We start from the raw sequence: 25442 nt of genomic DNA, 5'->3' as shown, positions 1-25442 counted from the left end.
CGTTTTTCTGTCAACGATAATCTAAATAGGTAAAGTAAAATTAATGAAGTTCGTAATTATAACCCATGTTGTTCATGTAAAAAAGAACGGTAAATACTTTGGCTATTCACCATACATTCGAGAAATGAATATTTGGGAAAAATATATTGATGAATTAATTGTTGTCGCTCCTTTAACTTCAAGAGAATTAACCGAAATTGATGATTCTTATAAAAATAAAAACATCGATTTTAAACAGATTCCAGCTTTTAATATTACAAGTTTGCTAAATGTATTAAGCTTAACATTTAAACTGCCTATAATTTTTTGGAAGATTTTTTGGGCGATGAAAAAAGCCGATCATATACATTTAAGATGTCCTGGGAATGTTGGACTAATAGGCTGCATAGTTCAGATGCTTTTTCCAAACAAAATAAAAACAGCGAAATATGCCGGCAATTGGGATCCTAAAAGCAAGCAGCCTATCACTTACAGAATGCAAAAATGGATTCTTAATAATACATTTTTAACACGAAACATGAAGGTTTTAGTTTATGGAGATTGGAAAGAAATCAGCCATAATATTCAACCTTTTTTTACAGCCTCTTATTACGAAAAAGAGAAGTCACCATTAAAAATATTGGATTTAAATGAAACAATAAAATTTATTTTTGTTGGAACTTTGTCGTCGGGTAAAAATCCGCTTTATGCTGTGAAGTTAATTGAAGACCTAATTAAAAAAGGCTATAAAGTGTCTTTGCAGTTGTATGGGGAAGGTCAAGAGCGAAATGCTCTAGAAGAATATATTTTTACCAATAAATTGGCAAACTATGTAACATTAAAAGGAAATCAAAACCGAAAAATTATAACAAATGCTTATGAAAATAGTCATTTTATAGTTTTACCTTCTAAAAGTGAAGGCTGGCCAAAAGCAATTGCCGAAGGAATGTTTTGGGGATGTGTTCCTGTGGCAACAAATATTTCTTGCGTATCAGATATGCTCGATTACGGAAATAGAGGTATTTTGTTGCAAAGAGAATTAGAAAAAGACGTTCAGCAATTAGAAAACATATTAAATCATGAACAACGATTTGATAGTTTTAGGAAAAAATCGTCAGAGTGGTCAAGAAAATATACTTTGGATCTTTTCGAATCTGAAATAAAAAGAATACTAGAAAAATGAAGAAATACATAGCAAGCTTAATTATACTTTTTGGGATTATCGTCCTTTTGATAATAAATTACAGAACACCTTTCTTTCAGCAAGACGGCGGTGGCTGGTCAGTTGGATATGGAGAATCAAATACATATCCTGAAAACATAAACGTGAAAGAAAATCAAGTTTATAGTATTGAGAGCTTAAAGAAACAGAATGATAGTACTGTTTTTCTTGCAGATCCTTTTTTTGTCAAAGAAAAAGATACTTTTTATCTGTTTTTTGAGCATAAAAAAACAAAAAACAATGGTGATATTGGTCTAATGACTTCAGTCGATGGAAAAAAATATCAATATAGAGGAACAGTACTAACTCAGAAATTTCATTTATCATATCCTCAGGTATTTAAATATAAAAATAATTTTTATATGATTCCTGAAAGCAAGCAAGCTAATGCTATTTTATTATATAAAGCGCATCATTTTCCTTTTGATTGGAAGGTATGCGATACATTATTAAAGAATGTAAGATTGAAAGATCCATCGATTTATTTATCTGATTCTTTAAATATTTTAGCAACATCAGACGATAAATTAAACTTGTATATTTATCAAGCAGATTCTTTGTTCGGGAAATGGAAATTGCATAAAAAAACTATTGCTTTAAGAGGAACTGAAGCGAGACCAGGTGGCCGTTTTTTCGCAGATAAAAAGGGATTAATTTTACCCGTGCAAAATTGTACTAATGGATATGGGTGTGGATTGTCATTGTATCGTTTTTCTTTTAAAGATGGATCTTATTCTACCGCGAGAATTGCACCATTTTTCTTAAAAGGAAATAAAGATATTAAAGAATTTAGTGCCGGAATGCATCAATTGGATGTTCAGAGAATAGACAACAACAAATATTATTATGTCTACGATGGTAATAGATTGAATAGTGATTCTAAGAAGCTAAATATTTATGGACCATTAAAATGGACTTATGTAGATCTTAAAAATTGGATTTTAAATAGATGAGAATCCTTCAAATTATAGATTCGCTTGATGCAGGAGGAGCAGAAAGAATGTCAGTTAATTATGCTAATGCATTAGCGGAAAAAATTGAATTTTCTGGACTTGTTGCTACGCGCAAAGAGGGGTTATTATTAGATCAAATTCATTCATCTGTTTCGTATTTTTTTCTTAAAAAGAAGAGAAAAATAGATGTTAATGCAATTTTAAGATTGCGCTCTTATGTTGTAAAAAATAAAATAACTCATATTCATTCTCATAGTACTTCTTTTTTTCTTGCTTTTCTTTTAAAATTAAGTTTACCATCTTTAAAAATTATCAGACATGATCATTATGGTAATAATAAATTTTTAGAAGAAAGACCTCATGCAATATTGAAATTAACTTCTTTTTTATTTGACGGAGTTATTGCAGTAAATAGAAACCTTAAAGACTGGTCCGAAAGAATATTAAATTCGAAAAATGTAATTTATCTTCCTAATTTTGCTTGTAATAGTTTTGAAATAAAAGCAACTACTATTTTGAAAGGCTCTGAAGGTAAAAGAATTATTTGTCTAGCTAATTTAAGACCACAAAAAAATCATTTTCTGCTGTTGGAAGTTGCTAAAGAATTAAAAAGATCTCATTCAGAATGGAGTTTTCATTTGGTAGGTAAAGATTTTGAAGACGGCTATTCCAAAGAGATTAAAGAGATTGTTAAAAATTATAATTTAGAAAATAATGTCTTCCTCTATGGTTCTAGAGAAGATATTTCTAATATATTAGAGCAGGCAGAAATAGCTATTTTAACTTCGGAATCGGAAGGATTACCAGTTGCACTTTTAGAATATGGACAAAGTAAAAAAGCAACAGTAGTTACTAATGTGGGAGAAATTCCTTTTTTCATGGAGCATTTAGTTAATGGAATGATAGTTTCAAACTTTGAAACGAAACAATATCATGCATTACTTGTTGAATGTATAGAAAGTAAAGAATTGCGTTTGTTTTTAGGTAATAAATTGCATGAAACTATTACTGAAAATTTTTCTAAAGACATGGTAATAAAAAAATATTTAAATTGGCTCGTAACTACTTAACATGAAAAAGGAAGAATTATCATACGCTTACATACTTTTATTTCATGTTTTTCTTGGAGTATTGATTTATGCATTGCCATTTATTTCAAAGGTATATGCTGTTTCAGCCTTTCTTGTTGGTATTTATTCTATTGTAAAAGAAAAAAACAGAAATAATGAGGTTCTTATTGCTTCAGCTTATGTTGTTGGGATGGAGGTTCTTTTAAGAATGACAGAAGGAAGTCTCCTAAATGAGTTTGGAAAATATTCAGTATTAATTTTTTTATTTTTAGGTCTTGTGTATTCAGGTTTTTCTAAAAATGCTTTTTGGTATGTACTCTTTCTATTATTGCTAGTTCCCGGACTTATTATTTCTACTTTTACGTTAGATTTTGATACAGATATTAGAAAAGCAATTGCATTTAATATTTCAGGACCTATTTGTTTGGGAGTTTCTTCAATATATTGCTGCGAACGAAAAATATCATTTAATAGATTGAGAGAAATACTTGAATCTTTTTCTTTTCCTTTAACGACTATGGTTGTTTATCTTTTTTTGTATACTCCAAGCGTAAAAGATGTAATTACAGGAACACAATCTAATTTTGCAACATCTGGAGGATTTGGGCCAAATCAAGTTTCGACTTTATTAGGCTTCGGGATTTTTATATTTTTTACTCGATTTCTTTTTGATTCCAAAAGTAAATGGATGAAGATAATTAGTATTGGATTCATTTTGGTTTTTGCTTTTAGAGGTCTTGTCACTTTTTCTAGAGGAGGAGTGATTACAGGAATTGTAATGATATTTATACTTTTAATGATTTTGTTTTATAAGGCAAATTCAAATGCTAAACCTAAAATAGCTAGTATTATTTTACTGTCTTTCGTTGCTGGTATTGGTGTTTGGGCCTATAGCTCTGTACAGACACACGGACTTATTGATAAACGATATGCAAATGAAGATGCATTAGGTAGAAAGAAACAAACTCAATTAAGTGGCAGGGAGGTTCTTATAGAAACAGAGCTTGAGATGTTTTGGAATAATCCCTATTTAGGTGTAGGGGTTGGAAAAAACAAAGAAATAAGAAAGCAACAAACAGGAATTGATCTGGTAACTCATAACGAAATTAGCAGAATGTTGGCAGAACATGGCAGTCTTGGAATTATTGGGTTATTGATTTTGTTTTTTACACCACTAATTTTGTTTATAAATAATAAACAGAACATACTAGCGCTTTCTTTTTTTGCATTTTGGCTCCTAACCATTAATCACGCAGCAATGAGAATAGCCGCTCCAGCTTTTGTATATGCATTATGTCTTCTTTCTGTACAAATCAAAATTCCTGAAAAAACAGAAGAAGCAAATTAGCTAAATTCATTTTTTATAATACATTTGCCTCAAGTTTAAGCCCCTAACAAACTGAAAATAATGTTGTCAAACTCTAAAATGTATTTCGAAATTTCGGAGAGGAGAATTTTACTTCTTTCTTTCGATGCGATTTCTATTTTATCCGCTTTATATGTATTAAGCGCAATATTCGATTATCATTATTTCGATTTTGATATGCATAACTCATTGAGTATTGTTTTATTGATCGCGTATCTTTTCATTTTCGGTGTAATATTCGAAATCTACAATTTGCAGGTGGCAAGCAATCAGCTTCATATTTTACAGAATGTCATTTTTACTGCAACTGCCACTGTCTTGGCTTATCTATTTACACCAATCCTATCTCCAGTTTTGCCCAAACAGAGGCTTGTTATTGTAATATTTTATTTTACGATTTTATTTACATTGTTGTTGTGGCGATTATTTTACTGTTATTTTTTAGCTTCTCATAGATTTTGGCAAAATGCAGTTTTAATTTGTGACCAAAACGAAGTAGAAAAATTGGTTTTAGAATTAGAAAATGTCGATCCGCATTACAAAATTATTGGTTTCGTGAATTCGGATTCTATTGCAGATGAAAATTTAGATTTTCATTACGTAAAAGAAATAAAAAAGGATGATTTGGAAAATTTTGTGTCAACAAATTATGTTTCAGAAATTGTTATTGCTTCACAAAAAACAGATGGGATCACTCCAGATTTGTACCAGCAGTTACTTCATTTATTAGAAAAAGGGAGCATCATTCGAGAATATACTCAGGTTTACGAAAATAAAACACAACGAATTCCGGTTCATCATATAGAAAAAGATTTTTATAGGTTTTTCCCTTTCAGCAGAAGCAATAGCAATAAACTTTATTTGTCTTTTGTGCGACTTATAGAAGTCATATTTTCCGTGTTCGGTCTTTTAATATCTCTGGTTTTCATTCCAATAATTTTTCTTTGTAATATCTTCGCTAATAAAGGAAGTCTTTTTTACACTCAGGAAAGAGTAGGTAGAAATGGAGTAGTTTTCGAGATTTATAAGTTTAGAACTATGACCGAGAATTCAGAAAGCGATGGTGCTGTTTTTGCCACTCATAATGACAAAAGAGTTACGCCATTTGGCAAGTTTATGCGAAAGTCAAGAATCGACGAATTGCCTCAATTTATTAATATTTTAAAAGGAGATATGGGCGTAATTGGTCCAAGACCGGAGCGTCCTTTTTTTGTTGAAGAAATTGCTGCAGTAATGCCTTTTTACGAAACTCGTCACGTAATCAAGCCTGGACTTACGGGCTGGGCACAGGTAAATTATTCCTATGGAGAATCAATCGACGAAAGTTTGATAAAACTTCAATACGATTTGTATTATATCAAACACAGAAGCGTTTTTCTGGATTTGAGTATTACTTTTAAAACCATTACAACGGTTTTATTCTACAGAGGGCAATAATTTTTTTAGATTATAATAGGGATTGGTTTTTTATTGCGAATTGCTGTTCGCACTAAAACTATTCCGCTTGTAATAATTAATGGTAAAGTGATAAAGAAATGCGCTTTATTAATTAAAAATAAAAAGTAAATTATTAAAAGGACAAAGTTGATTAGCGAAAATCGGTATGTCCACAATTTATTTTTAAAAATTGAAAGCAAAACTAAAACCAATAAAAGCGGACTAAATAATAGAACATTATAATTCATTGCCAATTCTTGGTGAAAAGAATAAAATCCCATTACAACGAAGAATATTCCAATTAAAGATAAAATCGTAAAGTAAATTTTGTCTACTGTTTTGTCTCTAGCAAAAATTACAAAAAGTAAGATAAAGAGGTACGTAAAGATGTTATTCCACCAAGATGATGGAGTTTCTTTTGTAAACTCAAGTAATGTTTTGCTTTTCGCCGCTAGAGGTTTGTTTTGAAAATTAGTTTTGTCTAAACTGTTTTTCAGTTCGAAAGGAAGAAAAATTCTTGTTCCCATTTGATCTACTTTCGTGCCGAAAATAATACTTGTTCCTAATTGATCGTAGAAGTGGCCATCAAAATAAGGAAATAGGATAGAACGATACGTTTTGTCCGTATCTTCTGTTTTTACAATTACATCTCCTCCTAAAGTTTTATTTACAACATCAACAACCATCGAAGTGCAGTTTTTATCAATGAATTTATAAGTGTAATAACGCTCGTCAGAAGCTAAAACGGCATTTAATTGATCAAAAAGTTTTTGTTTCAAATCTTGAGAAATCAGTAATTCCTGTTCGTAAATACTTCTTTTCTCGTATGTGTATTCTTCAAAAAATTCTGGATAAGAATGAACTGTCGCAAAATATTGTAAATCTCCTTTTGCAAACTTTAAAACAAAATTTGGAGTTCTAAAATCAAAAGTTCCATAATTATAAACAACATCAAAATTGTTTCCAGGATCTGAAACTCGAATTCCCGTATGTCCAAAATAAGAATACGTTTCGTTTCCAAGCCCACATGTTAGAATACTTATTTTGGCATCTTTTGATAATGCCAGACTTTGACTAAAACCAATAAAACTGGATAAGAATAATACAATAAAAAGTGCTTTTTTGAATAGGACAGTTTTCATGATTTAAAATTTTAAATGTTCTATGGTTTTAATTATTATCTAAAGATACCCAAATCTACTTTTAACGAAAAAATATTAGAATACAATGCGGTGCTTTGATTTCCTAAATCGGTCAGAGCATAATCAATCTGTATGCCTTTATATCTAAAACCTAAACCAATGTTAGGTTGAAAATTTACTTTTTCGGTATTGTCCAATTGCATTACATTCTGAAAATTTCCTGCTCCAGCACGTACAAAAACCAAATCGGTGTAACCAAACTCAAACCCTAGAGCTGGGTCTATACTTATGGCTTTTGAAGAAATAATATCGTTTGTTTGTTCGAATCGCATATTTAAATTAGCTGAAGTCACAAGGCTGCATTCGTTATGAAAATCAAATCTTTTTGAAACTCCTAATTGTGCTTTTGGCAATGTTATTTCTGTGCTTTCTGGCAATTCGTTATTTTCTCCCGGAATTGCATTCGCAATTTTAGCATATTCTTCTTCGTCAATATTCCAAACATTGTAAGTTGTGGTAATGTCGCGGAGCATTAAACCAAATTTCCAGTCGTTTCTTTCAAACTGGAGTCCAATATCAAATCCAAATCCCCAAGAGTTGGCAAATTTTCCAATTATTCTTCGAATCACTTTTGCATTTACTCCATATTGAAACCCGTCAACCGGCAGTTTTCTTGCGTACGAAAATGTAAAACCATAATCTGCGGTCGAGAAAAGTCTAATTCTATTATAGTCTATATTTCCTTGATTATCGATCAACTGCGTGGTGTCCATAATATCGTCCACACCAAAACGAATCATCGAAATTCCCCATGCACTTCTGTCATCAATCGGGCTTGCGTAACCGATGTAATCGTATTGAGCGATATTGGCAAAATAACTGGCATGCATTAAGGCTATTTGATGATCTTCAAGATGAGTCAAACCTGCCGGATTCCAATATCCTGCATTTACATCATTTGTAGAGGCAGTTACGGCACTTGCCATTCCAAGAGCGGCGGCATCGACCCCAATATTCATAAATTCATTCGAATATTTTCGAACGGTTTGCGCATACTGAAAAGTACAACTCCAGAATAATAAAAACATTAAATATTTCTTCAACGTATATGTTTTTGCAGATCGAGGCCTATTTTTAAATTTTTACCAAAAATATAATATTTTACTCATCTAATAAGTTACTAGGCATAAATATTGTGAAAGACGAACTGAGAAATAAAAAACTCTCTAAAAAACTCGTTTTGCATCGAGTTATTATGCTAAATTTGTTCTCTGCGATTATCAAAACTTTAACCTATGAATATTAAAAAACACATCCCAAACCTAATCACATTAATTAATCTTTTCTGCGGTTGTGTCGCAATTGTCTTTGTTTCCGAAAACAATTATTTAATGGCTTTTTATATGGTTTGCTTGGGAATCTTTTTTGATTTCTTTGATGGTTTTTTCGCCAGATTATTTAAAGTTTCAAGTCCGCTTGGATTGCAGTTAGATTCTTTGGCAGATATGGTAACTAGTGGAGTAACGCCAGGATATGTTATGTATAGTATGTTTACAAACAGTGCACACGAGTTTGGAACACATCCAGCTATTCCATTTTTAGGCTTTATTATCACTTTAGGATCTTGCTATCGTCTGGCTAATTTTAATATTGATACTCGTCAAACCGATTCTTTCATTGGTTTGCCAACACCTGCAAATGCATTATTTATTTTAAGTCTTCCGTTGGTTATTTCTTTTTCAGACTCTTTGATGGTTTTAGAAATTTTAACCAATCAATGGGTTTTATTGGTAATAACATTATGCAGTGCTTATATTTTGAATGCTGAAATTCCGTTGTTTGCTTTAAAAATTAAAAAATTCAGTTTTAAAGAAAATGCACTTCAAATCGTGTTTCTAATTATTTCGGTAGTAATGATTGTTTTGCTTCAGTATATCGCAATTCCCCTGATTATTGCTTTTTATGTATTGTTGTCTATTATCAATAATCTTTTCCTGAAAAAGTAATTCTGTTTAATGGCAAGAAAAACCACTTATCGTAAAACATATTCAAGAAAGCCCGCTGGAAGATCGTTTCTAAGCAGGCTTTTTCGTTCATTTTTATTGATTTTTTTCGGACTTGTATTCATTGGTATAATTTATCATTATCGCAAAGGGCTTGCTTATTATTTAGGTTTTAAAACAGAAAAAGTTTTAGATGAAGATGAGGTTGACAAACATCTTTCTGATGTTCGGAATATTCGTGTTCTCGAAAAACATAAAGGAAAAGTAGTTGGAATTGACGTTTCTGAATTTCAAGGAAAAGTCGATTGGGAAGAAGTTGAAATTTTGGATGAAAAATATCCTGTTCAATTTGTTTTTATTCGTGCAACAGCAGGAAACGATCGTGTCGATAGACAATTTAAAAGAAACTGGGAAGGTGCAAAAGAGAATAAAATCATGCGTGGGGCATATCATTATTATCGTCCAAATGAAAATTCTATCGAGCAGGCCGATCTTTTTATCAAAACTGTAAAACTGCAAAAAGGAGATCTTCCGCCAGTTTTAGATATCGAAAAATTATCTAAAAATCAGCCTTTAGACAGTTTGAAAAAAGGTTTGAAACGTTGGTTAAATAAAGTAGAAAAACATTATCAAGTACGTCCGATAATTTATTCTGGAGAAAGATATTATTCAGATTTTTTGAAAGAAGAGTTTAGCGAATATCTTTTTTGGATTGCCAATTATAATTTCTATAGAGAAAAAATTGAAGATGATTGGTTGTTTTGGCAGTTTACAGAAAAAGCTTCTTTACCAGGAATCAAACATCGTGTCGATGTCAATATTTACAATGGCGATTTAGAGCAATTGCATTTTATTACAGTAGAATAAAGTAATCAGTTTTCAGTTTTTTACCGTTCAGTCTCTGATCTATTTTGATAAAACTAAAATAACAATTATTATAAAAGGCAATAAAAGTGCTACAGAATATGGATTGGCAAAATTTATAGTATAACCCATCCATTGGATTTTTTTGGGAGGGAGAAGTCTTTTGTCTTTCGGATTGTAGTAAAATGAATTAAAAAAATACCAGTTCTTAGGATCTTTGTGCCAATTGTCGTAATCTTCCTGAGTTGGTTTTTCTGATTTCATTTCGAATCTTTTTGATTAAAAAAAATGGTAAAAAGCTAATTCTGCATTTCACTTTTTACCATTCACATATACTTTAATTAAAATTCCAATTTCTTTTTACGAAGCTCGAAGTTTTGTCCGAGGTAAACGCGGCGAACCATTTCGTCTTCTACCAATTCTTCTGGAACTCCTGCTTTTAGAATCCCTCCTTCAAACATTAAGTATGTTTTATCGGTAATCGCTAATGTTTCCTGAACGTTGTGGTCGGTAATTAAAATTCCGATGTTTTTGTTTTTTAATTGCGCTACAATTCGCTGAATATCCTCAACCGCAACAGGATCGACTCCCGCAAAAGGCTCATCCAATAAAATAAATTTTGGATCAGTTGCTAATGCTCTTGCAATCTCTGTACGACGACGCTCACCTCCAGAAAGTAAATCTCCTCTGTTGGTGCGAATGTGCTCTAAACTGAATTCTTCAATCAAACTTTCCATCTTGGCAATTTGGGCTTCTTTAGAAAGTTTTGTCAATTGTAAAACGCTTAGAATATTATCTTCAATGCTTAATTTTCTAAATACAGAAGCTTCTTGTGCCAAATAACCAATTCCTTGCTGAGCACGTTTGTACATTGGATAATCAGTAATATTCAAATCGTCTAGGAAAATATTTCCTTGATTTGGTTTTACCAATCCCACAATCATGTAAAAAGACGTTGTTTTTCCAGCTCCATTTGGTCCCAAAAGTCCTACGATTTCTCCCTGATTTACTTCTACAGAAATCCCTTTTACAACACTACGTCCTTTATAAGTTTTGATTAAATTATCGGCTCTTAGCTTCATTTTTTAATTAGATAATTAGATAATTTGAAAATGAGATAATTGAAAACTACCTCAATTTGTAATTTTAAAATTTATTTGAAGAGGCAAATTAAAAGTAAAATAATCAATCAGATAAATGAATTAACAAATTATTGCATTTTCAAAATTAGATATTTACGTTTTGAAGATAATTATCTAATTATCTAATTGTCGCATTTTCCAATTATTTTCCCTGTTCTTCAAGAGCTTCCCAGAATTCGTAAGCTCTTCTTAAATGAGGAATAACAATTGTTCCTCCAACCAAAGTTGCAATTCCCATTGCTTCCATCATCTCTTCTTTAGAAACGCCTTCTTTATAGCTGGTTTCTAAATGGTATTTTACGCAGTCGTCACATCTTAAAACAGTGGATGCAACTAGACCTAAAAGCTCTTTTGTTTTTACATCAAGAGCACCTTCTGCATAAGCATTGGTGTCAAGATTGAAAATTCGCTTTACAATTTTGTTATTGTCAGCTAATAATTTTTCGTTCATTTTAGAACGATAGTCATTAAATTCTTGTATGATATCAGACATTTTCTTTTAATTTATTTTTATAAACAATTTTTGAAATAAGAATGCTGACTTCGTATATAATTAACATTGGAATTGCAACAATCGTTTGACTCACAACGTCTGGTGGAGTCACAATCGCGGCGATAACCAAAATAAGTACAACAGCATATTTCCAGTATTTTCTTAAGAACTCAGGAGTTACTAAGCCAAGTTTCGTTAAGAAATAAATTGCAATTGGAAGTTCAAAAAAGATCGCGCTTCCCAGAATACTTGTTTTTACCATTCCCATGTACGATTCTAGCGTAAACTGGTTTTTTACCACGTCGCTGACAGAGAAAGTTGCCACAAAGTTTACAGACATCGGTATTACTACAAAGTACCCAAACAATACTCCTAAGAAGAAAAGCAAAGAAGAAACGAAAATGAATAATTTCGCATTTTTTCTTTCTTTTTCATAAAGAGCAGGACTGATAAATTTCCAGATTTCCCATAAAATATAAGGGAAACTCAAAATAAAACCAGCCAAAAGACACATCCATACAAAGATGTTGACTTGACCCTCCATTTCGGTATTCTGAATAATAAAATTCAGTTCGGTAATGCAGATGCTATCTGCAAATCCTAATGAATGGGATAAGTCGCAAAACCAAACATACGTAAAGAATGTGGGTCTAATCGGGCCTAAAATTATTTGATCAAATAAATAATCACTAATAAAATAAGTAACAAATGCCATTACGCATGTTGCAATTGTACTTCTAACCAATAACCATCTTAGTTCTTCAAGATGATCCAAAAATGACATCTCGCCAAGGTTTTTCTTTGCCATTATACGATTCCTTCTTTTAAAATGTCATGTAAGTGTAAAACGCCTTTGTATTCTCCTTCGTCGGCAACAATAAGTTGCGTAATAGAGAAATCTTCCAAAATATTCAATGCATCAACCGCCATGGTTTCCGAAGAAACCATTTTAGGATTTTTAGACATAATATCCCTTGCAGTTAAGTCCGCAATAGTATCTACGTCATTTAGCATTCTTCGGATGTCTCCATCTGTAATAATGCCGATAATTTTATTGTCTTCAATAACTGCAGTTACACCCAATCTTTTTTCAGAAATTTCAAAAATCACTTTTTTGACAGAGGTATCTGGAGCTACAGTTGGTTTTAATGAGTTTTCTATCATGTCTTTTACACGAAGTAAGAGTTTTTTTCCTAATGCGCCGCCTGGATGATAAACTGCAAAATCTTCTGGTTTAAAATCACGCATTTCCATTAAGCAAACCGCAAGAGCATCTCCCATAACAAGTTGTGCTGTGGTGCTGTTTGTTGGAGCTAAGTTGATCGGGCACGCTTCGATATTTACTGTTGTATTTAAAACGCAATCTGAGCCTTTTGCTAAAAAAGAAGTTGTGTTTCCTGTAATGGCAATTAGCGTGTTTCCGAATCTTTTTAATAAAGGAACCAAAACTTTAATTTCTGGACTATTGCCGCTTTTAGAAATGCAGATAATGACATCATCGTTTTGTATCATTCCTAAATCGCCGTGAATTGCTTCTGCAGCATGCAAAAACATAGATGGAGTTCCAGTAGAGTTAAAAGTAGCAACCAATTTTTGCGCAATGATGGCACTTTTTCCAATTCCTGTCACGATTAAACGGCCTTTGGTTTTGTATATGTGTTGGACAGCTTCGTAAAAATTTTCGTCCAAAAAATCAATTAGTTTTGTAATTGCTTCACTTTCAGAGAGTATTGTTTTCTTGGCGATCGCCAATATATTTTCTTTTGTGATCAAAACAGAATATTTAAAATTTGTATGTATAAAAGAAAGTTGTATCTTTATGTGTTGCAAATTTATACAAAATACAGTTAATATAGAGAATGAATTCAAATGAAATTGAAATACATAAAGAATTAAAGAAGTATTTCGGCTTTAGCCAATTTAAAGGCTTGCAGGAGCAAGTCATTACGAGTATTTTAGACGGAAAAAATACATTCGTAATTATGCCGACCGGTGGAGGGAAATCTCTGTGTTACCAATTACCGGCTTTAATTCAAGAAGGAACAGCAATAGTTGTTTCTCCTTTAATTGCTTTGATGAAAAATCAGGTTGATGCAATTCGAAGTCTTTCGTCTGAAAATGGAATTGCACATGTATTAAACTCCTCTTTAACTAAAACAGAAATTGCTCAGGTCAAGAAAGATATTACTTCTGGATTGACCAAACTTTTGTATGTCGCCCCAGAATCATTAACAAAAGAAGAATATGTGGCTTTTTTACAAAGTGTTCCAATCTCTTTTGTAGCTATTGATGAAGCGCACTGTATCTCAGAATGGGGACATGATTTTAGGCCAGAGTATAGAAATCTGAGAAACATAATCAAGCAATTGGGTAAAGTGCCAATTATTGGTCTTACCGCAACAGCAACCCCAAAAGTTCAGGAAGACATTCTGAAAAACCTTGATATGGCTGATGCAAATACTTTTAAAGCATCATTCAACAGACCGAACTTGTATTATGAAGTTCGTACAAAAACGAAAAATATTGAGTCGGATATTATTCGATTTATCAAACAGCATAAAGGAAAATCTGGAATTATTTATTGCTTAAGCCGTAAAAAAGTAGAATCTATTGCAGAAGTTTTACAAGTAAACGGTATTAGCGCTGTTCCTTATCATGCAGGTTTGGATGCTAAAACCCGGGCCAAACATCAAGATATGTTCTTGATGGAAGACGTTGATGTGGTGGTAGCAACAATCGCATTCGGAATGGGAATTGACAAACCAGACGTTCGTTTTGTAATTCACCACGATATTCCAAAATCTCTTGAAAGTTATTACCAAGAAACGGGTCGTGCAGGACGTGACGGTGGAGAAGGTCATTGCTTGGCTTACTACTCTTATAAAGATGTAGAAAAGCTAGAGAAATTTATGTCTGGAAAACCGGTTGCCGAACAAGAGATTGGTTTTGCGCTTTTGCAAGAAGTTGTGGCTTATGCCGAAACGTCAATGTCGCGCAGAAAATTTTTGTTGCATTATTTTGGTGAAGAATTTGACAGCGAAACAGGAGAAGGCGCAGATATGGACGATAACGTTCGTAATCCGAAGCATAAAGTCGAAGCCAAAGAACAAGTGGTTAAATTGCTTGAAATTGTTCGCGATACCAAACATATCTACAAATCGAAAGAAATTGTTTTCACTTTAATCGGACGTATTAATGCCGTAATTAAAGCACACAAAACAGATACGCAGCCTTATTTTGGTGCTGGTTCGGACCACGACGAAAAATATTGGATGGCATTATTGAGACAAGTTCTGGTTACAGGATATTTGTCGAAAGATATTGAAACATACGGCGTTATAAAAATTACGCAAGAAGGTTTAGATTATATCAAAAGTCCAGTTTCATTCATGATGTCAGAAGACCATGAATATACTGAAGCAGATGACGAAACTATTGTAACCGGCGGAAAATCATCTGGAACTGCAGATGAAGTGCTGACAGGTATGCTTCGTGAACTTCGCAAAAAAGTAGCTAAAAAACTAGGAGTGCCTCCATTCGTAGTTTTTCAAGATCCTTCAATCGAAGATATGGCTTTGAAATATCCGATAACTATACAAGAATTATACAATATTCATGGTGTGGGGGAAGGAAAAGCAAAAAAATACGGAAGCGAGTTTGTTGCTTTAATAAGCCGTTATGTGGAGGATAACGATATTATTCGTCCAGACGATTTAGTTGTAAAATCTACAGGAGTAAATTCTGCCAACAAATTATACATTATTCAGAATATTGATAGAAAATTGCCTTTAAGTGATATCGCTTCCGCGAAAGGACTTTCTATGGATGCATTGATCAAAGAAATGGAACAGATTGTATATTCTGGCACAAAACTAAATATCAAATATTGGTTAGACGATATTTTAGATGACGATCAGCAGGAAGAAATTCACGATTACTTCATGGAATCAGAATCAGATAAAATAGAAGACGCTCTTAAAGAATTTGATGGCGATTACGATATTGACGAATTGCGTTTAATGCGTATTAAGTTTATTAGCGAGGTAGCGAACTAAAGTTAAATTCCAAAACAAAAAAGTTTAAAATATAAAATCCAAATTCCAATTGCTTCATCACTTGGAATTTGGATTTTTTTATTGAGTTTTCCAAAGGTTGGAATTTGGAATTTAAAATATTGGAATTTTATTCAACATAAATTTCCCCTCGATGCGGTTTTAAAGCATCTCTTACTTGAATCATATTTTCGTCGGTTACTACCATAAAAGCGATTGCGTACATTTCGTCTATGATTTTAAATCCTGTAATATTTAAAGGTAGTTTTTCGATTGCGATATATTCTTTCAAATGAATTTCGTGGTGTTCAGCTGTTTTTGCTGAAGCTGGTCCGCGGAAATCCCAAATTAATTTTATTTTTCTAGACATTTTTTTTAAGGTGCAAAGGTTGTTAGGAACAAAGATACAAAGTCTTTCTTAAAGGTTCTATGTAGAGACGCACCGCAGTGCGTCTACGCAACGTATATCCTTAATGTGTTAGACGCACTGCAGTGCGTCTCTATAATATTATTTGTGTTAAAAAAATCTGCGATATCTGCGAGAGAAAAGAATAATCCAATTTGCTCGCAAAGTCGCTAGGGCACAAAGTTTTTTCCTGTAGAGGTGTACAGCAGTGCGTCTAAGGTATTGTGGAAATTCGTTGTGTAGACGCACTGCAGTGCGTCTCTACCATATACTTTGTGTTAATCTGCGTGCAAATTTTACAGTAAATATAAAATCTCATTTCAAAATAGTACTTTTGCATGTTCTTTTCATAGAAAGAAAAGCTAATAGAATAAATACACAAAAATGCCTAAAGAACTTTTACTTCAAGTTACACCAGAAATTGCTGCAAACGAATCATTGCTAAAAGACCATTTGTCTAAGCAAATAAAAGTTTCTGCTCAAGAAATTCAGCATGTTTCGATTTTAAAACGCTCTATCGACGCGCGCCAGAAAGCGATTAAAATCAATTTGAAAGTTGTTATTTATTTAAAAGGCGAACCTTTTCAGGAAACTAAATTAGAGCTTCCTATATATAAAGATGTTTCAAACGCGCAAGAAGTTATTGTAGTTGGCGCTGGTCCAGCTGGACTTTTTGCTGCTTTGCAATTAATTGAATTAGGTTTAAAGCCAATTGTTCTAGAACGCGGAAAAGATGTTCGAGGACGTCGACGTGATTTAAAAGCAATCAATCGTGAACATATTGTAAACGAAGATTCAAATTATTGTTTTGGGGAAGGTGGAGCAGGAACTTATTCTGACGGAAAGTTATATACACGTTCTAAAAAACGTGGCGATGTAACTAGAATTTTAGAGCTTTTAGTCGCTTTTGGTGCTTCTGAAGATATTTTGGTCGAAGCGCATCCTCACATTGGAACCAATAAATTGCCTAAAATTATTGAAGATATCCGAAATAAAATCAGAGAATTTGGCGGTCAAGTTTTATTCGAAACTCGCGTAGACGATATTCTAGTAAAGAATAATGAAGTTGAAGGAATCGTAACGCAGAACGGAGATAAAATTCACGCCAATAAATTGATCTTAGCGACAGGACATTCAGCGCGTGATATTTTTGAATTATTAGACAAAAAGAAAATCTTAATAGAAGCAAAACCTTTTGCTTTAGGAGTTCGTGCAGAACATTCTCAGGAATTAATTGACAGTATTCAATATAGCTGTGATTTTCGTGGAGAGCATTTGCCACCAGCGCCATATTCAATTGTAAAACAAGTTAACGGCCGCGGAATGTATTCGTTCTGTATGTGTCCGGGAGGTGTAATTGCGCCGTGCGCGACAAGTCCAGGAGAAGTGGTTACAAACGGTTGGTCGCCATCTAAACGTGATCAGTCAACGGCAAATTCTGGAATTGTAGTCGAATTGAAATTGGAAGATTTTAAACCTTTTGCAAAATTTGGAGCTTTGGCTGGAATGGAATTTCAAAAAAGCATCGAACAAAAAGCGTGGCATTTGGCTGGAGAAACGCAGAAAGTTCCCGCGCAAAGAATGATTGATTTTACGAAAAGTAAAGTTTCAGCAGATATTCCGAAAACTTCTTATGTTCCTGGAACGACTTCGGTTGAATTGGGACAGGTTTTTCCAGGATTTTTAACTCAAATTATGCGTCAGGGCTTTCAGGATTTTGGAAAATCAATGCGCGGTTATTTAACCAATGAAGCAATTTTACATGCGCCAGAAAGTAGAACTTCATCGCCAGTTAGAATTCCAAGAGATGCAATGACTTTAGAGCATTTGCAAATCAAAGGTTTGTACCCTTGCGGAGAAGGTGCAGGTTATGCGGGTGGAATTATTTCTGCAGCAATCGATGGCGAAAAATGTGCCTTAATGATTGCGGAATCCTTGAAATAATTGGCTTCAGGTTTTTTGGTCCAGTAAAGATTGTTATCTTAGTATTCTGATTTTAATAGAATATTCCCCCAAAGATGACCATACAAGAAATCGAAAAAAAATACGGATTTGAATACCCATTCTTATACAAACAGTTAGATGCTGATGGCATGCTGGATGTTGGAGAATATGGGCCAAATTGGTATACAGATGTTTATCCTACTTTAAAAGACAATCCGCCTTTACTTTTGCATTCTTATGATTTTGAATCGCTGAATTTAAAATCTGTAGCCGAAGAAATAGAAGAACTTCAAAATCCAGAAGATTACCGAAATATTAATCCAGAATTAAAGTTTATTCCGTTTGCCAAAAGCGGCGGCGGCGATCATTATTGTTTTTTCTTAAACGAAAAAAATAATGATGATGTGCCAATTGTGTACGTTTGGCACGACATGAATGAAGTAAGTTATCTGGCAAAAAATCTACAGGATTTTATCTTCAAAGTTTTATTGATTGATATGTCGAAGCAAGATACTTACAACGAACTAAGCGATGAAGAATTTAGAGACGATATAGAATCGGTGTTTAAATCACATAAAAAATACTTAACCGATCACCAAAATGCGATTATCGAAGAAATTCTAAAACGAGAACTTATTGATTATGAAATTAATGTTTCTCCGAAAATTGTAGAATCGGCAAGAGGATTGTTGACAGATTTCGAATTGGAGTCGATTGTAAACGAAGTCATTCCTTTCGATAAAATGAATCAAAGTTTTAAATATTCTAACGATTAGTTTTAATACAAAATAGTTGCAATGAGCTTTTTCTCTAACCTATTTGGGCGCAATAACGATCCAAAATCGATCATTTCTTTTGATGTTATTGATCCTATTTATTCGTATTTATATAATGAGCAGTCAAGTCTTGAATTTAAAGTGAAAGGAATTCAGGAAGATGTCATGGTAAATTTGTTTTTCGTTCCGGGTTCATTTGATCATGAAGAAGGAAATGAAGAAATTAAAAAAGCAGGTTTTAATAATGCTTATGAAGTTTTGAATGAGCTTTATAAAAAAATGAATATTTCTACCCTTTCAGACGAGCAGATTCAAGAAGGTTTAGAATACGATTTTATACACATTCAGTTTTATTCGGAACCGACTTTAGAGGAAAAAAAGTTCTTTAAGCGTTCTATAAAAAACTTCGTGATCTTTTTCTGCTGTACGAATAGTTTAGAAATAAACGACTTTAAAATATTATATTCAGGAAGACATTTCTTTGATTATACAAAAGGATTGTTGGAAAGCGAATTATTAGATATAAATAATCCGAAGAACGAAAGTGAGGAAATCGGAATTAAAGATTTTAAATTGGTTTTGCAGGGAATCTGCCAATATTTAAACATTGAAATTCCTGAAACTGTCGAACTTCCTTCAAATGAAAATTTAGTAGAAAACGAAGAAGTAACAGAAGAAACTTTTGAAGAATTTGTAAAACTGGTTTCTCGAGGAAATATTGAAGAGCAAGAACTCAAAAAGCAATCGACAATGCTTTTTGAAAATTACAAAAAAGAGAGCAGTGAATATCACGACATTGTCGATGGTCATTTTGATTTTTTTGAAAGTATTGATGCTTGGAACAGCGATTGGAAATTCGATCCAGAAGATGCTGAATATTTTATAGGCGAAATGCTTGGTGAGGAAGATTTCACTTTCGAATATCCAGAAGAAACCTATAGCCATGATTTGTTCCCGTATATTCAATCAGAATTAGAAAAACGCGGTTTTGAATTAATGACTTACAATACAAATGGCGATAATTATTTGTTTTTTGTTGCCAATAAAAATGATGTTGAAAGGATTTTAGAGTTGTCTGAAATTACTAAAATTGAAATCGATCAATTGTAAGTTTAAGATATAGTTTGTCATTTCGACGAAGGAGAAATCTTCGTAAGTAACACGGCAAAGATTGGCTTATTGGAACGGAGCTACTTGCGGTGATTTCTCCTTCGTCGAAATGACAATTTTACGGTGAAAACCGAGACTTAAAACTGACCGCTGGTAAGTTCAGATGTTTACGGAATCAATATAATTTTCCCTGTGCTTTTTCTGCTTTCTAAGAAATCATGCGCCAATTTTCCTTCTGATAATTTAAAAGAAGTCGGTTCAGAAAGTTTAATTTTGCCTTCAGTAATCCAGCTAAATAATTGGGTTGCTCTTTTAATTCTTTCTTCTTTAGAATTTAAATAACTCCATAAATCACCGCCAGTTAAAGTTTTAGAGCCGTCCATGAGCATTCTCGGATCTACAGGTTCGGGGTCGCCTCCCGCCATTCCGAAGAAAACTACTTGACCGCATTCTTTGGTCACTTCAAAACTATCTTTTAAAGTGCTTCCAATACTATCGTAAACAACGTCGACTCCGTTTGGAACAGTTTTAAAAACTTGCGATTTCCAATCGTCATTATAAAGAAAAACATGATCTGCACCTTGTTCAAATCCGATTTTTGCTTTTTCGGGAGATGAGGTTAATCCGATAACGGTTGCGCCCAAAAGTTTACTAATCTGAGTAAGTATTTGCCCAACCCCGCCAGCAACTGCGTGTATTAAAACAGTTTCTCCTTTTGCGGTTTTATGACTGTCTGTAGCCAAATAATGCGCCGTTAAACCTTGCAATAAAACAGAAGCTGCAGTTTCAAAAGAAATGCTTTCAGACAATGGAATAATGTGATTTACATTTACTGCCACCAATTCTGCATTAGCAAACGGAGCATCGGCAAAAGCCACACGGTCGCCCACTTTAAATTCTGGATGATTATTGGCATCAACAACAATTCCTGCGCCTTCATAACCAGCAATAAAAGGCGGATTTCCTTTTAAGTGATAATTGCCTTTGCGTCGGTAAACATCGGCAAAATTTAATCCGATGGCTTTCATTTCGATAAGAATTTCGTCGCTTTTTAATTCTGGATTAGGGATTTCTATATATTCTAAAACATCTGAATCTCCAAAAGAAGAAAATGTAAGTGCTTTCATTTTTAAGTAATTTAGGAATGTAAAGTTCGGTAAAAATTAAAAGCCTCTATTAAATTTTAATAGAGGCTTTTGAAATATTTTTTATGGCCACAGATTAAAAGGATTAACACAGATTATTTTAAAAAAAAAAAATCCTTTCTAATCCATTTAATCTGTGGCAAAAGAAAAACTATATTTTAGGGAATTTCATTTCGTTGAAAGTGCTTTTTTGCTTCGCTAAAGCTTCAATGTCTTGCCATTTTCTAGGAGAATCTGCAGACAGATTTTCATAAGAATCTTTCAGCATTAAAATATCATCTTCAATGCGAACACCGATATTCCACCATTTTTTATCACATTTACTATTTGGCGGAATATAAATTCCTGGTTCTACAGTAAGAATCATGTTTTCTTTAAGAGTTCCCATGTAGTTCCCTTTGTCATGAACATCCAATCCAAGGAAGTGCGAACATCCATGTGGATAATAAATGCGAGCATCTTTTGGATCTGTAATAATTCCTAATTTAAGTAATCCAGCAGTAATAACTTCTTTTGCTTTTTTATTTAAATCCTGAATTGGAGTCCCTTCTTTACAGATTTTAAAAACTTCTTCCTGCGCATCGTAAACGATTTGATAAATTGCTTTCTGTTCTTCTGTAAATTTTCCGTTTGCAGGAACTGTTCTTGTAACGTCTGCAGAATAACCATGATATTCAGAACCAACATCCATTAGCAATAATTGATTGTCCATTTTTGTAGCATTGTTATCGTTATAATGCAAGATGCATCCGTTTGCCCCAGCGCCAACAATTGGCGGATAACCTTCGCCTTCTGCGCCATAATGTCTGTGTACATAAGCATGAATTCCGTCTGCTTCATTTTCGCTCATATCTGGACCAACTGCTTTCATCACTTCGTTGTGAGCAATGCAAGAAAGTTTTACCGTTTTACGCATCAAAACAAGTTCTTCTGGAGTTTTAATTTCGCGAAGAGAATTAGTTATTTTATCAAATAGCGCAACTGAGGCTTCATTTGATTTTGTAATTCCAACTTTAGATTTAAATGATTTCAAAAGTGAATATAAATTGTCTGGATTATTGCTTTCTGTAACATCTGTTGGGATTTCGTCATAAATAACTTTATCAAATTTTGCGAAATCAATGGCAAACGCATTAAAATCTTTTCCGTTGTAAACAGTTGTAAAACCTAATTTAGATTTTGCACCTTCAATTCCCAAACGTCTTCCTGTCCAAGTTTCACGAGAAGCATTTCTTTCTCTCACAAAAAGAACTTCGTTGTATTTTTCTGCTCCTTGCGGTTCTTTAAAAAGCACTAAAATCGCATCTGGTTCTTTGTGTCCTGTTAGATAATACATATCAGGATTTGCGTGATAATTGTAGTTGATGTCTTTTGAGAAAACTTTTTCTGGATAAGAGAAAACAACCGCTACAGAATTGGCTGGCATTAAAGCTCTAAAAGCTTCACGACGCCCTTTGTGGAATTCTTTTGTGAGATAATCTGTGGGAAGGTTTTCTTGCGAATGAACAAACGATACTGTTAATGCAAGAACAAAAAATAGAAACTTTTTCATTTTTCTGGTTTTTTATTGATGATTTTTTGGTTTTTTGATTGCTGCAAAATACAAAAAAAATGAAATCGTAAGATTGAAATTAAATATTTGATTTATAAAACTTTAAATAAAATACAGTAACTTAGGTATAGAAAATTACGGTTTTTACTAAAATTTAAATTTCAAAAAGCTTCTAACTGGGCATGAATATTGAGTAAAGAATTTTTATAGAATTATTTTAATCTTCAAAAAACAAATTATAAATCTTTAAAATGCATTTTTATGAAAAAATACACATTTGCAGTCCTTTCCGTTTTGACTTTATTATTTGCGTCATGTTCGGCGTCAAAAACAGATAAAAGCGCAGGCGATCTATTTGGTACAACTTGGGAATTAGAATATATTTCTGGACCAAGAATTGCTTTTGAAGGATTATATCCGAATAAAAAACCACAAATTACTTTTGATCAAAAAGAAACAAAAGTGTATGGAAATAATGGATGCAACGGTTACAGCGCGCCATATGCTTTAAGCGGAAAAAAATTGACTTTTGGTGAGCCAGGTCCTGCAACTTTAATGTTTTGCGAAGGAGGAGGAGAGCAGCAGTTTTTACAGCAGATGAAGAAAATTACAAGTTATAGCATCGATAAAGATGGAAAACTGATTTTGAATGAAGGCGATGTAGCAACGATGCGATTTAAAAAAGTAGCTAAACAATAAATTTAGTCACTTCATCAAAAAAAACTCTAGCAGAAGTTAAGTAATATAAAAAGGGGAAATGAAAAATCATTTCCCCTTTTTTGTACTTGTAAGTTTATTTCTTTTTCAGTTTATTTTTAAAAACCTTTTCAAATTTTTCTAGTTTAGGTTGAATGACCATTTTGCAATACGGCTGATTTTTATTGTTAGCATAATAGTTTTGATGATAATCTTCAGCTTTGTAAAAAATTTTAAAAGGCTCCACTTTTGTCACAATCGGACTGTTGTAGACTTTAGCTTTGTTTAATTCGGCAATAATACTTTGAGCGGCTTTCTTCTGTTCTTCATTTCTATAGAAAATAACGGAGCGGTATTGTGTTCCAACATCTGCACCTTGACGGTTTAAAGTTGTTGGATCATGAACGGTGAAAAACACTTTGAAGATTTCGTTAATATCAGTAACTGTTTTGTCGTATGTGATTTGAACTACTTCGGCGTGTCCAGTTGCTCCTGTGCTAACTTCTTCGTAAGTTGGGTTTGCAACTTTTCCATCAGAAAATCCCGAAACAACCGATTTTACTCCATCAAGATTTTCATAAACGGCTTCAACGCACCAGTAGCAGCCTCCGCCAAGTGTAATAGTTTCTAGATTCGATTTTTTATTTTGAGCAGTGCCATTTAGCGAAAGCGCAAAAAGGCATATTAAAAGTATATTTTTCATGTGTAGCTTATTTATGATCAGGAATAAAATCAAGAGCAATTGAATTCATGCAATAGCGTTTTCCGGTTGGTTCAGGACCATCATCAAAAATGTGTCCTAAATGTCCGCCACAACGCCCGCAAAGTGTTTCCGTTCTTTCCATTCCAAGCGAATTATCTTCTTTAAAAACAATGCTTTTTTTGTTTTCCTGTTCAAAGAAGCTTGGCCATCCGCAGCTACTGGAGAATTTTGCCGTTGATCTAAAAAGCAAGTTACCGCAAGAAGCGCAGTAATATGTCCCTTTTTCATCAGTATTCCAGTATTTTCCGGTAAAAGGTCTTTCGGTGTCGGCTTCTCTCATTACGGCATAAACGTCAGCAGGTAAAACCTTTTTCCATTCGGCATTGCTTACGTTTAACTTCGTTGTATCGGTATTAGAGTAATAAGGGTTTCCGGGCTTGCTGATTTTGTTTTCCATGATAGCAGTTTTTGTAGGTTGCTTTTTAGTGTTTTGTCCGCAGGCTTGTAAAATAAAAAGCGGAAGTAAAAAACAAAGACTGAAAATTAGATTTTTAGATTTCATAAGTTCTTGGGTGCTTTAATCTGTATTTCAAAGATACGTCGAGATTTAGCTTCAAATTACAGTGAGAGTTATTATTGAGATTTTTTTAAGTGTGTTTTAACTTTTTATTAGTTACGTAAAATGAGACAATGTAGTTTTTATGTCTTAATTTTAACAGCTTTTAATTTTTAGTAGAATTATTAAGTTGTAAATCAAGGAAATAGAAATTCGGACTAAAGCTAGGCTTTGGACATTCTTAATTAGCATTTTTAAGCCATTTCTTTTTTCGTATTTTTGTTTGCTTAAGAAGCCTTATGATAGAAGAAAACGTAATACTGGTTAATCAAAACGATGAACAGATTGGCTTAATGCCAAAATTAGAAGCACATGAAAAAGCGCTTTTGCACCGTGCCTTTTCGGTTTTTATTTTAAATAGTAAAAACGAAATTATGTTGCAGCAGCGTGCTCATCATAAATACCATTCTCCTTTGCTTTGGACTAACACTTGCTGCAGTCATCAAAGAGAAGGCGAAAGCAATATTGAAGCAGGAAGCAGGAGGTTGTTTGAAGAAATGGGTTTTAAAGCCGAATTGAAGGAATTGTTTCATTTTATCTATAAAGCGCCTTTTGATAACGGTTTGACAGAACATGAATTGGATCATGTTATGATTGGTTATTATAACGACGAGCCAAATATAAATCCAGATGAAGTAGAAGACTGGAAATGGATGAGCATTGAAGATGTGAAAGCAGATATTGAAAAACAGCCCGAAATTTATACCGTATGGTTTAAGATAATTTTTGATGAATTTGATCATTATCTCGAAGACCATAAATTATAGCCAA

General features: G+C 33.1%; 25 protein-coding genes. 13 read left to right on the top strand and 12 right to left on the bottom strand.

Features of this window, described 5'->3' with window-relative positions; translation table 11 throughout:
- The first annotated feature begins 43 nt into the window (after nt 1-43).
- From ABTV69_RS01480 to ABTV69_RS01460, 5 genes are read left to right on the top strand one after another with little or no spacing between them, the layout of a single operon-like run.
- On the top strand, nt 44-1162 hold the full coding sequence (locus ABTV69_RS01480) for a glycosyltransferase (RefSeq protein ID WP_433833633.1): 1119 nt from the start codon (nt 44-46) through the stop codon (nt 1160-1162).
- The gene (locus tag ABTV69_RS01475) at nt 1159-2154 is read left to right on the top strand and encodes a glucosamine inositolphosphorylceramide transferase family protein (RefSeq protein WP_433833631.1); all 996 of its coding nucleotides are present in this window, start codon (nt 1159-1161) and stop codon (nt 2152-2154) included. Before ABTV69_RS01480 ends, ABTV69_RS01475 begins: the two co-directional genes overlap by 4 nt.
- On the top strand, nt 2151-3224 hold the full coding sequence (locus ABTV69_RS01470) for a glycosyltransferase family 4 protein (RefSeq protein WP_433833629.1): 1074 nt from the start codon (nt 2151-2153) through the stop codon (nt 3222-3224). The genes ABTV69_RS01475 and ABTV69_RS01470 overlap by 4 nt, the downstream gene beginning before the upstream one ends.
- 1 nt (nt 3225) lies before the next feature.
- Nucleotides 3226-4572: an O-antigen ligase family protein gene (locus tag ABTV69_RS01465; RefSeq protein WP_433833627.1), complete on the top strand. Its 1347-nt coding sequence runs from the start codon at nt 3226-3228 to the stop codon at nt 4570-4572.
- A gap of 60 nt (nt 4573-4632) precedes the next feature.
- Nucleotides 4633-6027: an exopolysaccharide biosynthesis polyprenyl glycosylphosphotransferase gene (locus ABTV69_RS01460; RefSeq protein WP_433833625.1), complete on the top strand. Its 1395-nt coding sequence runs from the start codon at nt 4633-4635 to the stop codon at nt 6025-6027.
- A gap of 5 nt (nt 6028-6032) precedes the next feature.
- Here the strand turns inward: ABTV69_RS01460 and ABTV69_RS01455 are convergent, their stop codons facing one another.
- The gene (locus ABTV69_RS01455; protein ID WP_433833623.1) at nt 6033-7169 is read right to left on the bottom strand and encodes a DUF4105 domain-containing protein; all 1137 of its coding nucleotides are present in this window, start codon (nt 7167-7169) and stop codon (nt 6033-6035) included.
- Between the two features lie 35 nt (nt 7170-7204).
- Nucleotides 7205-8188 carry a PorV/PorQ family protein gene (locus ABTV69_RS01450; protein WP_433836656.1) on the bottom strand — a complete coding sequence of 328 codons (984 nt, stop codon included), beginning with the start codon at nt 8186-8188 and terminating at the stop codon, nt 7205-7207.
- A 276-nt stretch (nt 8189-8464) separates the two neighbouring features.
- On the opposite strand from ABTV69_RS01450, the gene ABTV69_RS01445 reads away from it, so the two are divergent.
- Together ABTV69_RS01445 and ABTV69_RS01440 are read left to right on the top strand one after the other, a co-directional pair.
- Complete coding sequence (locus ABTV69_RS01445) at nt 8465-9175, top strand: CDP-alcohol phosphatidyltransferase family protein (RefSeq protein ID WP_433833621.1); 711 nt, start codon at nt 8465-8467, stop codon at nt 9173-9175.
- 9 nt (nt 9176-9184) lie between these two features.
- A complete protein-coding gene (locus tag ABTV69_RS01440) occupies nt 9185-10039 on the top strand; it encodes a glycoside hydrolase family 25 protein (RefSeq protein ID WP_433833619.1) in 855 nt (284 codons plus the stop codon).
- 39 nt (nt 10040-10078) lie between these two features.
- On the opposite strand, the gene ABTV69_RS01435 is transcribed toward ABTV69_RS01440, so the two are convergent.
- From ABTV69_RS01435 to ABTV69_RS01415, 5 genes are all read right to left on the bottom strand, one after another.
- Nucleotides 10079-10300, bottom strand: coding sequence for a DUF5808 domain-containing protein (locus ABTV69_RS01435; RefSeq protein ID WP_433833617.1), 222 nt, complete (start codon nt 10298-10300; stop codon nt 10079-10081).
- A 77-nt stretch (nt 10301-10377) separates the two neighbouring features.
- Nucleotides 10378-11118 carry an LPS export ABC transporter ATP-binding protein gene (gene lptB, locus ABTV69_RS01430; RefSeq protein ID WP_008464443.1) on the bottom strand — a complete coding sequence of 247 codons (741 nt, stop codon included), beginning with the start codon at nt 11116-11118 and terminating at the stop codon, nt 10378-10380.
- 202 nt (nt 11119-11320) lie between these two features.
- The gene (locus tag ABTV69_RS01425) at nt 11321-11671 is read right to left on the bottom strand and encodes a carboxymuconolactone decarboxylase family protein (RefSeq protein WP_223708414.1); all 351 of its coding nucleotides are present in this window, start codon (nt 11669-11671) and stop codon (nt 11321-11323) included.
- The gene (tatC, locus tag ABTV69_RS01420; RefSeq protein WP_433833615.1) at nt 11664-12479 is read right to left on the bottom strand and encodes a twin-arginine translocase subunit TatC; all 816 of its coding nucleotides are present in this window, start codon (nt 12477-12479) and stop codon (nt 11664-11666) included. Before tatC ends, ABTV69_RS01425 begins: the two co-directional genes overlap by 8 nt.
- Nucleotides 12479-13444, bottom strand: a complete 966-nt coding sequence (locus ABTV69_RS01415; RefSeq protein WP_433833613.1) for a KpsF/GutQ family sugar-phosphate isomerase — start codon at nt 13442-13444, stop codon at nt 12479-12481. The genes tatC and ABTV69_RS01415 overlap by 1 nt, the downstream gene beginning before the upstream one ends.
- 86 nt (nt 13445-13530) lie before the next feature.
- Here ABTV69_RS01415 and recQ point away from each other — a divergent pair, with 86 nt between their 5' ends.
- Nucleotides 13531-15726: a DNA helicase RecQ gene (gene recQ, locus ABTV69_RS01410; RefSeq protein ID WP_433833611.1), complete on the top strand. Its 2196-nt coding sequence runs from the start codon at nt 13531-13533 to the stop codon at nt 15724-15726.
- Nucleotides 15727-15853: 127 nt separating this feature from the next.
- Here recQ and ABTV69_RS01405 read toward each other — a convergent pair whose 3' ends face one another.
- Nucleotides 15854-16093 (bottom strand): hypothetical protein, encoded by a 240-nt coding sequence (locus ABTV69_RS01405; protein WP_433833609.1) that lies wholly within the window; start codon nt 16091-16093, stop codon nt 15854-15856.
- Nucleotides 16094-16513: 420 nt separating this feature from the next.
- On the opposite strand from ABTV69_RS01405, the gene ABTV69_RS01400 reads away from it, so the two are divergent.
- From ABTV69_RS01400 to ABTV69_RS01390, 3 genes are all read left to right on the top strand, one after another.
- Complete coding sequence (locus tag ABTV69_RS01400) at nt 16514-18073, top strand: NAD(P)/FAD-dependent oxidoreductase (RefSeq protein ID WP_433833607.1); 1560 nt, start codon at nt 16514-16516, stop codon at nt 18071-18073.
- A gap of 74 nt (nt 18074-18147) precedes the next feature.
- Complete coding sequence (locus ABTV69_RS01395) at nt 18148-18849, top strand: SMI1/KNR4 family protein (protein WP_433833605.1); 702 nt, start codon at nt 18148-18150, stop codon at nt 18847-18849.
- A gap of 21 nt (nt 18850-18870) precedes the next feature.
- Nucleotides 18871-19959, top strand: a complete 1089-nt coding sequence (locus ABTV69_RS01390; protein ID WP_433833603.1) for a DUF6630 family protein — start codon at nt 18871-18873, stop codon at nt 19957-19959.
- A gap of 167 nt (nt 19960-20126) precedes the next feature.
- On the opposite strand, the gene ABTV69_RS01385 is transcribed toward ABTV69_RS01390, so the two are convergent.
- Together ABTV69_RS01385 and ABTV69_RS01380 are read right to left on the bottom strand one after the other, a co-directional pair.
- Nucleotides 20127-21086 carry a quinone oxidoreductase family protein gene (locus tag ABTV69_RS01385; protein ID WP_433833601.1) on the bottom strand — a complete coding sequence of 320 codons (960 nt, stop codon included), beginning with the start codon at nt 21084-21086 and terminating at the stop codon, nt 20127-20129.
- A 169-nt stretch (nt 21087-21255) separates the two neighbouring features.
- Nucleotides 21256-22656 carry an aminopeptidase P N-terminal domain-containing protein gene (locus ABTV69_RS01380; protein WP_433833599.1) on the bottom strand — a complete coding sequence of 467 codons (1401 nt, stop codon included), beginning with the start codon at nt 22654-22656 and terminating at the stop codon, nt 21256-21258.
- Nucleotides 22657-22917: 261 nt separating this feature from the next.
- Between ABTV69_RS01380 and ABTV69_RS01375 the strand changes: the two genes are divergently transcribed.
- The gene (locus ABTV69_RS01375) at nt 22918-23355 is read left to right on the top strand and encodes an META domain-containing protein (RefSeq protein WP_433833597.1); all 438 of its coding nucleotides are present in this window, start codon (nt 22918-22920) and stop codon (nt 23353-23355) included.
- Between the two features lie 94 nt (nt 23356-23449).
- Here ABTV69_RS01375 and msrA read toward each other — a convergent pair whose 3' ends face one another.
- Together msrA and msrB are read right to left on the bottom strand one after the other, a co-directional pair.
- The gene (msrA, locus tag ABTV69_RS01370; protein ID WP_433833595.1) at nt 23450-24055 is read right to left on the bottom strand and encodes a peptide-methionine (S)-S-oxide reductase MsrA; all 606 of its coding nucleotides are present in this window, start codon (nt 24053-24055) and stop codon (nt 23450-23452) included.
- A 7-nt stretch (nt 24056-24062) separates the two neighbouring features.
- On the bottom strand, nt 24063-24617 hold the full coding sequence (msrB, locus tag ABTV69_RS01365) for a peptide-methionine (R)-S-oxide reductase MsrB (protein WP_433833593.1): 555 nt from the start codon (nt 24615-24617) through the stop codon (nt 24063-24065).
- 293 nt (nt 24618-24910) lie between these two features.
- Here msrB and idi point away from each other — a divergent pair, with 293 nt between their 5' ends.
- Nucleotides 24911-25438: an isopentenyl-diphosphate Delta-isomerase gene (idi, locus tag ABTV69_RS01360; protein ID WP_433833591.1), complete on the top strand. Its 528-nt coding sequence runs from the start codon at nt 24911-24913 to the stop codon at nt 25436-25438.
- Nucleotides 25439-25442 lie beyond the last annotated feature (4 nt).

The sequence above is a fragment of the Flavobacterium anhuiense genome (assembly GCF_050990855.1).
GTDB lineage: Bacteria > Bacteroidota > Bacteroidia > Flavobacteriales > Flavobacteriaceae > Flavobacterium > Flavobacterium anhuiense_C.
This window is presented reverse-complemented; position numbering and strand designations above follow the sequence as displayed.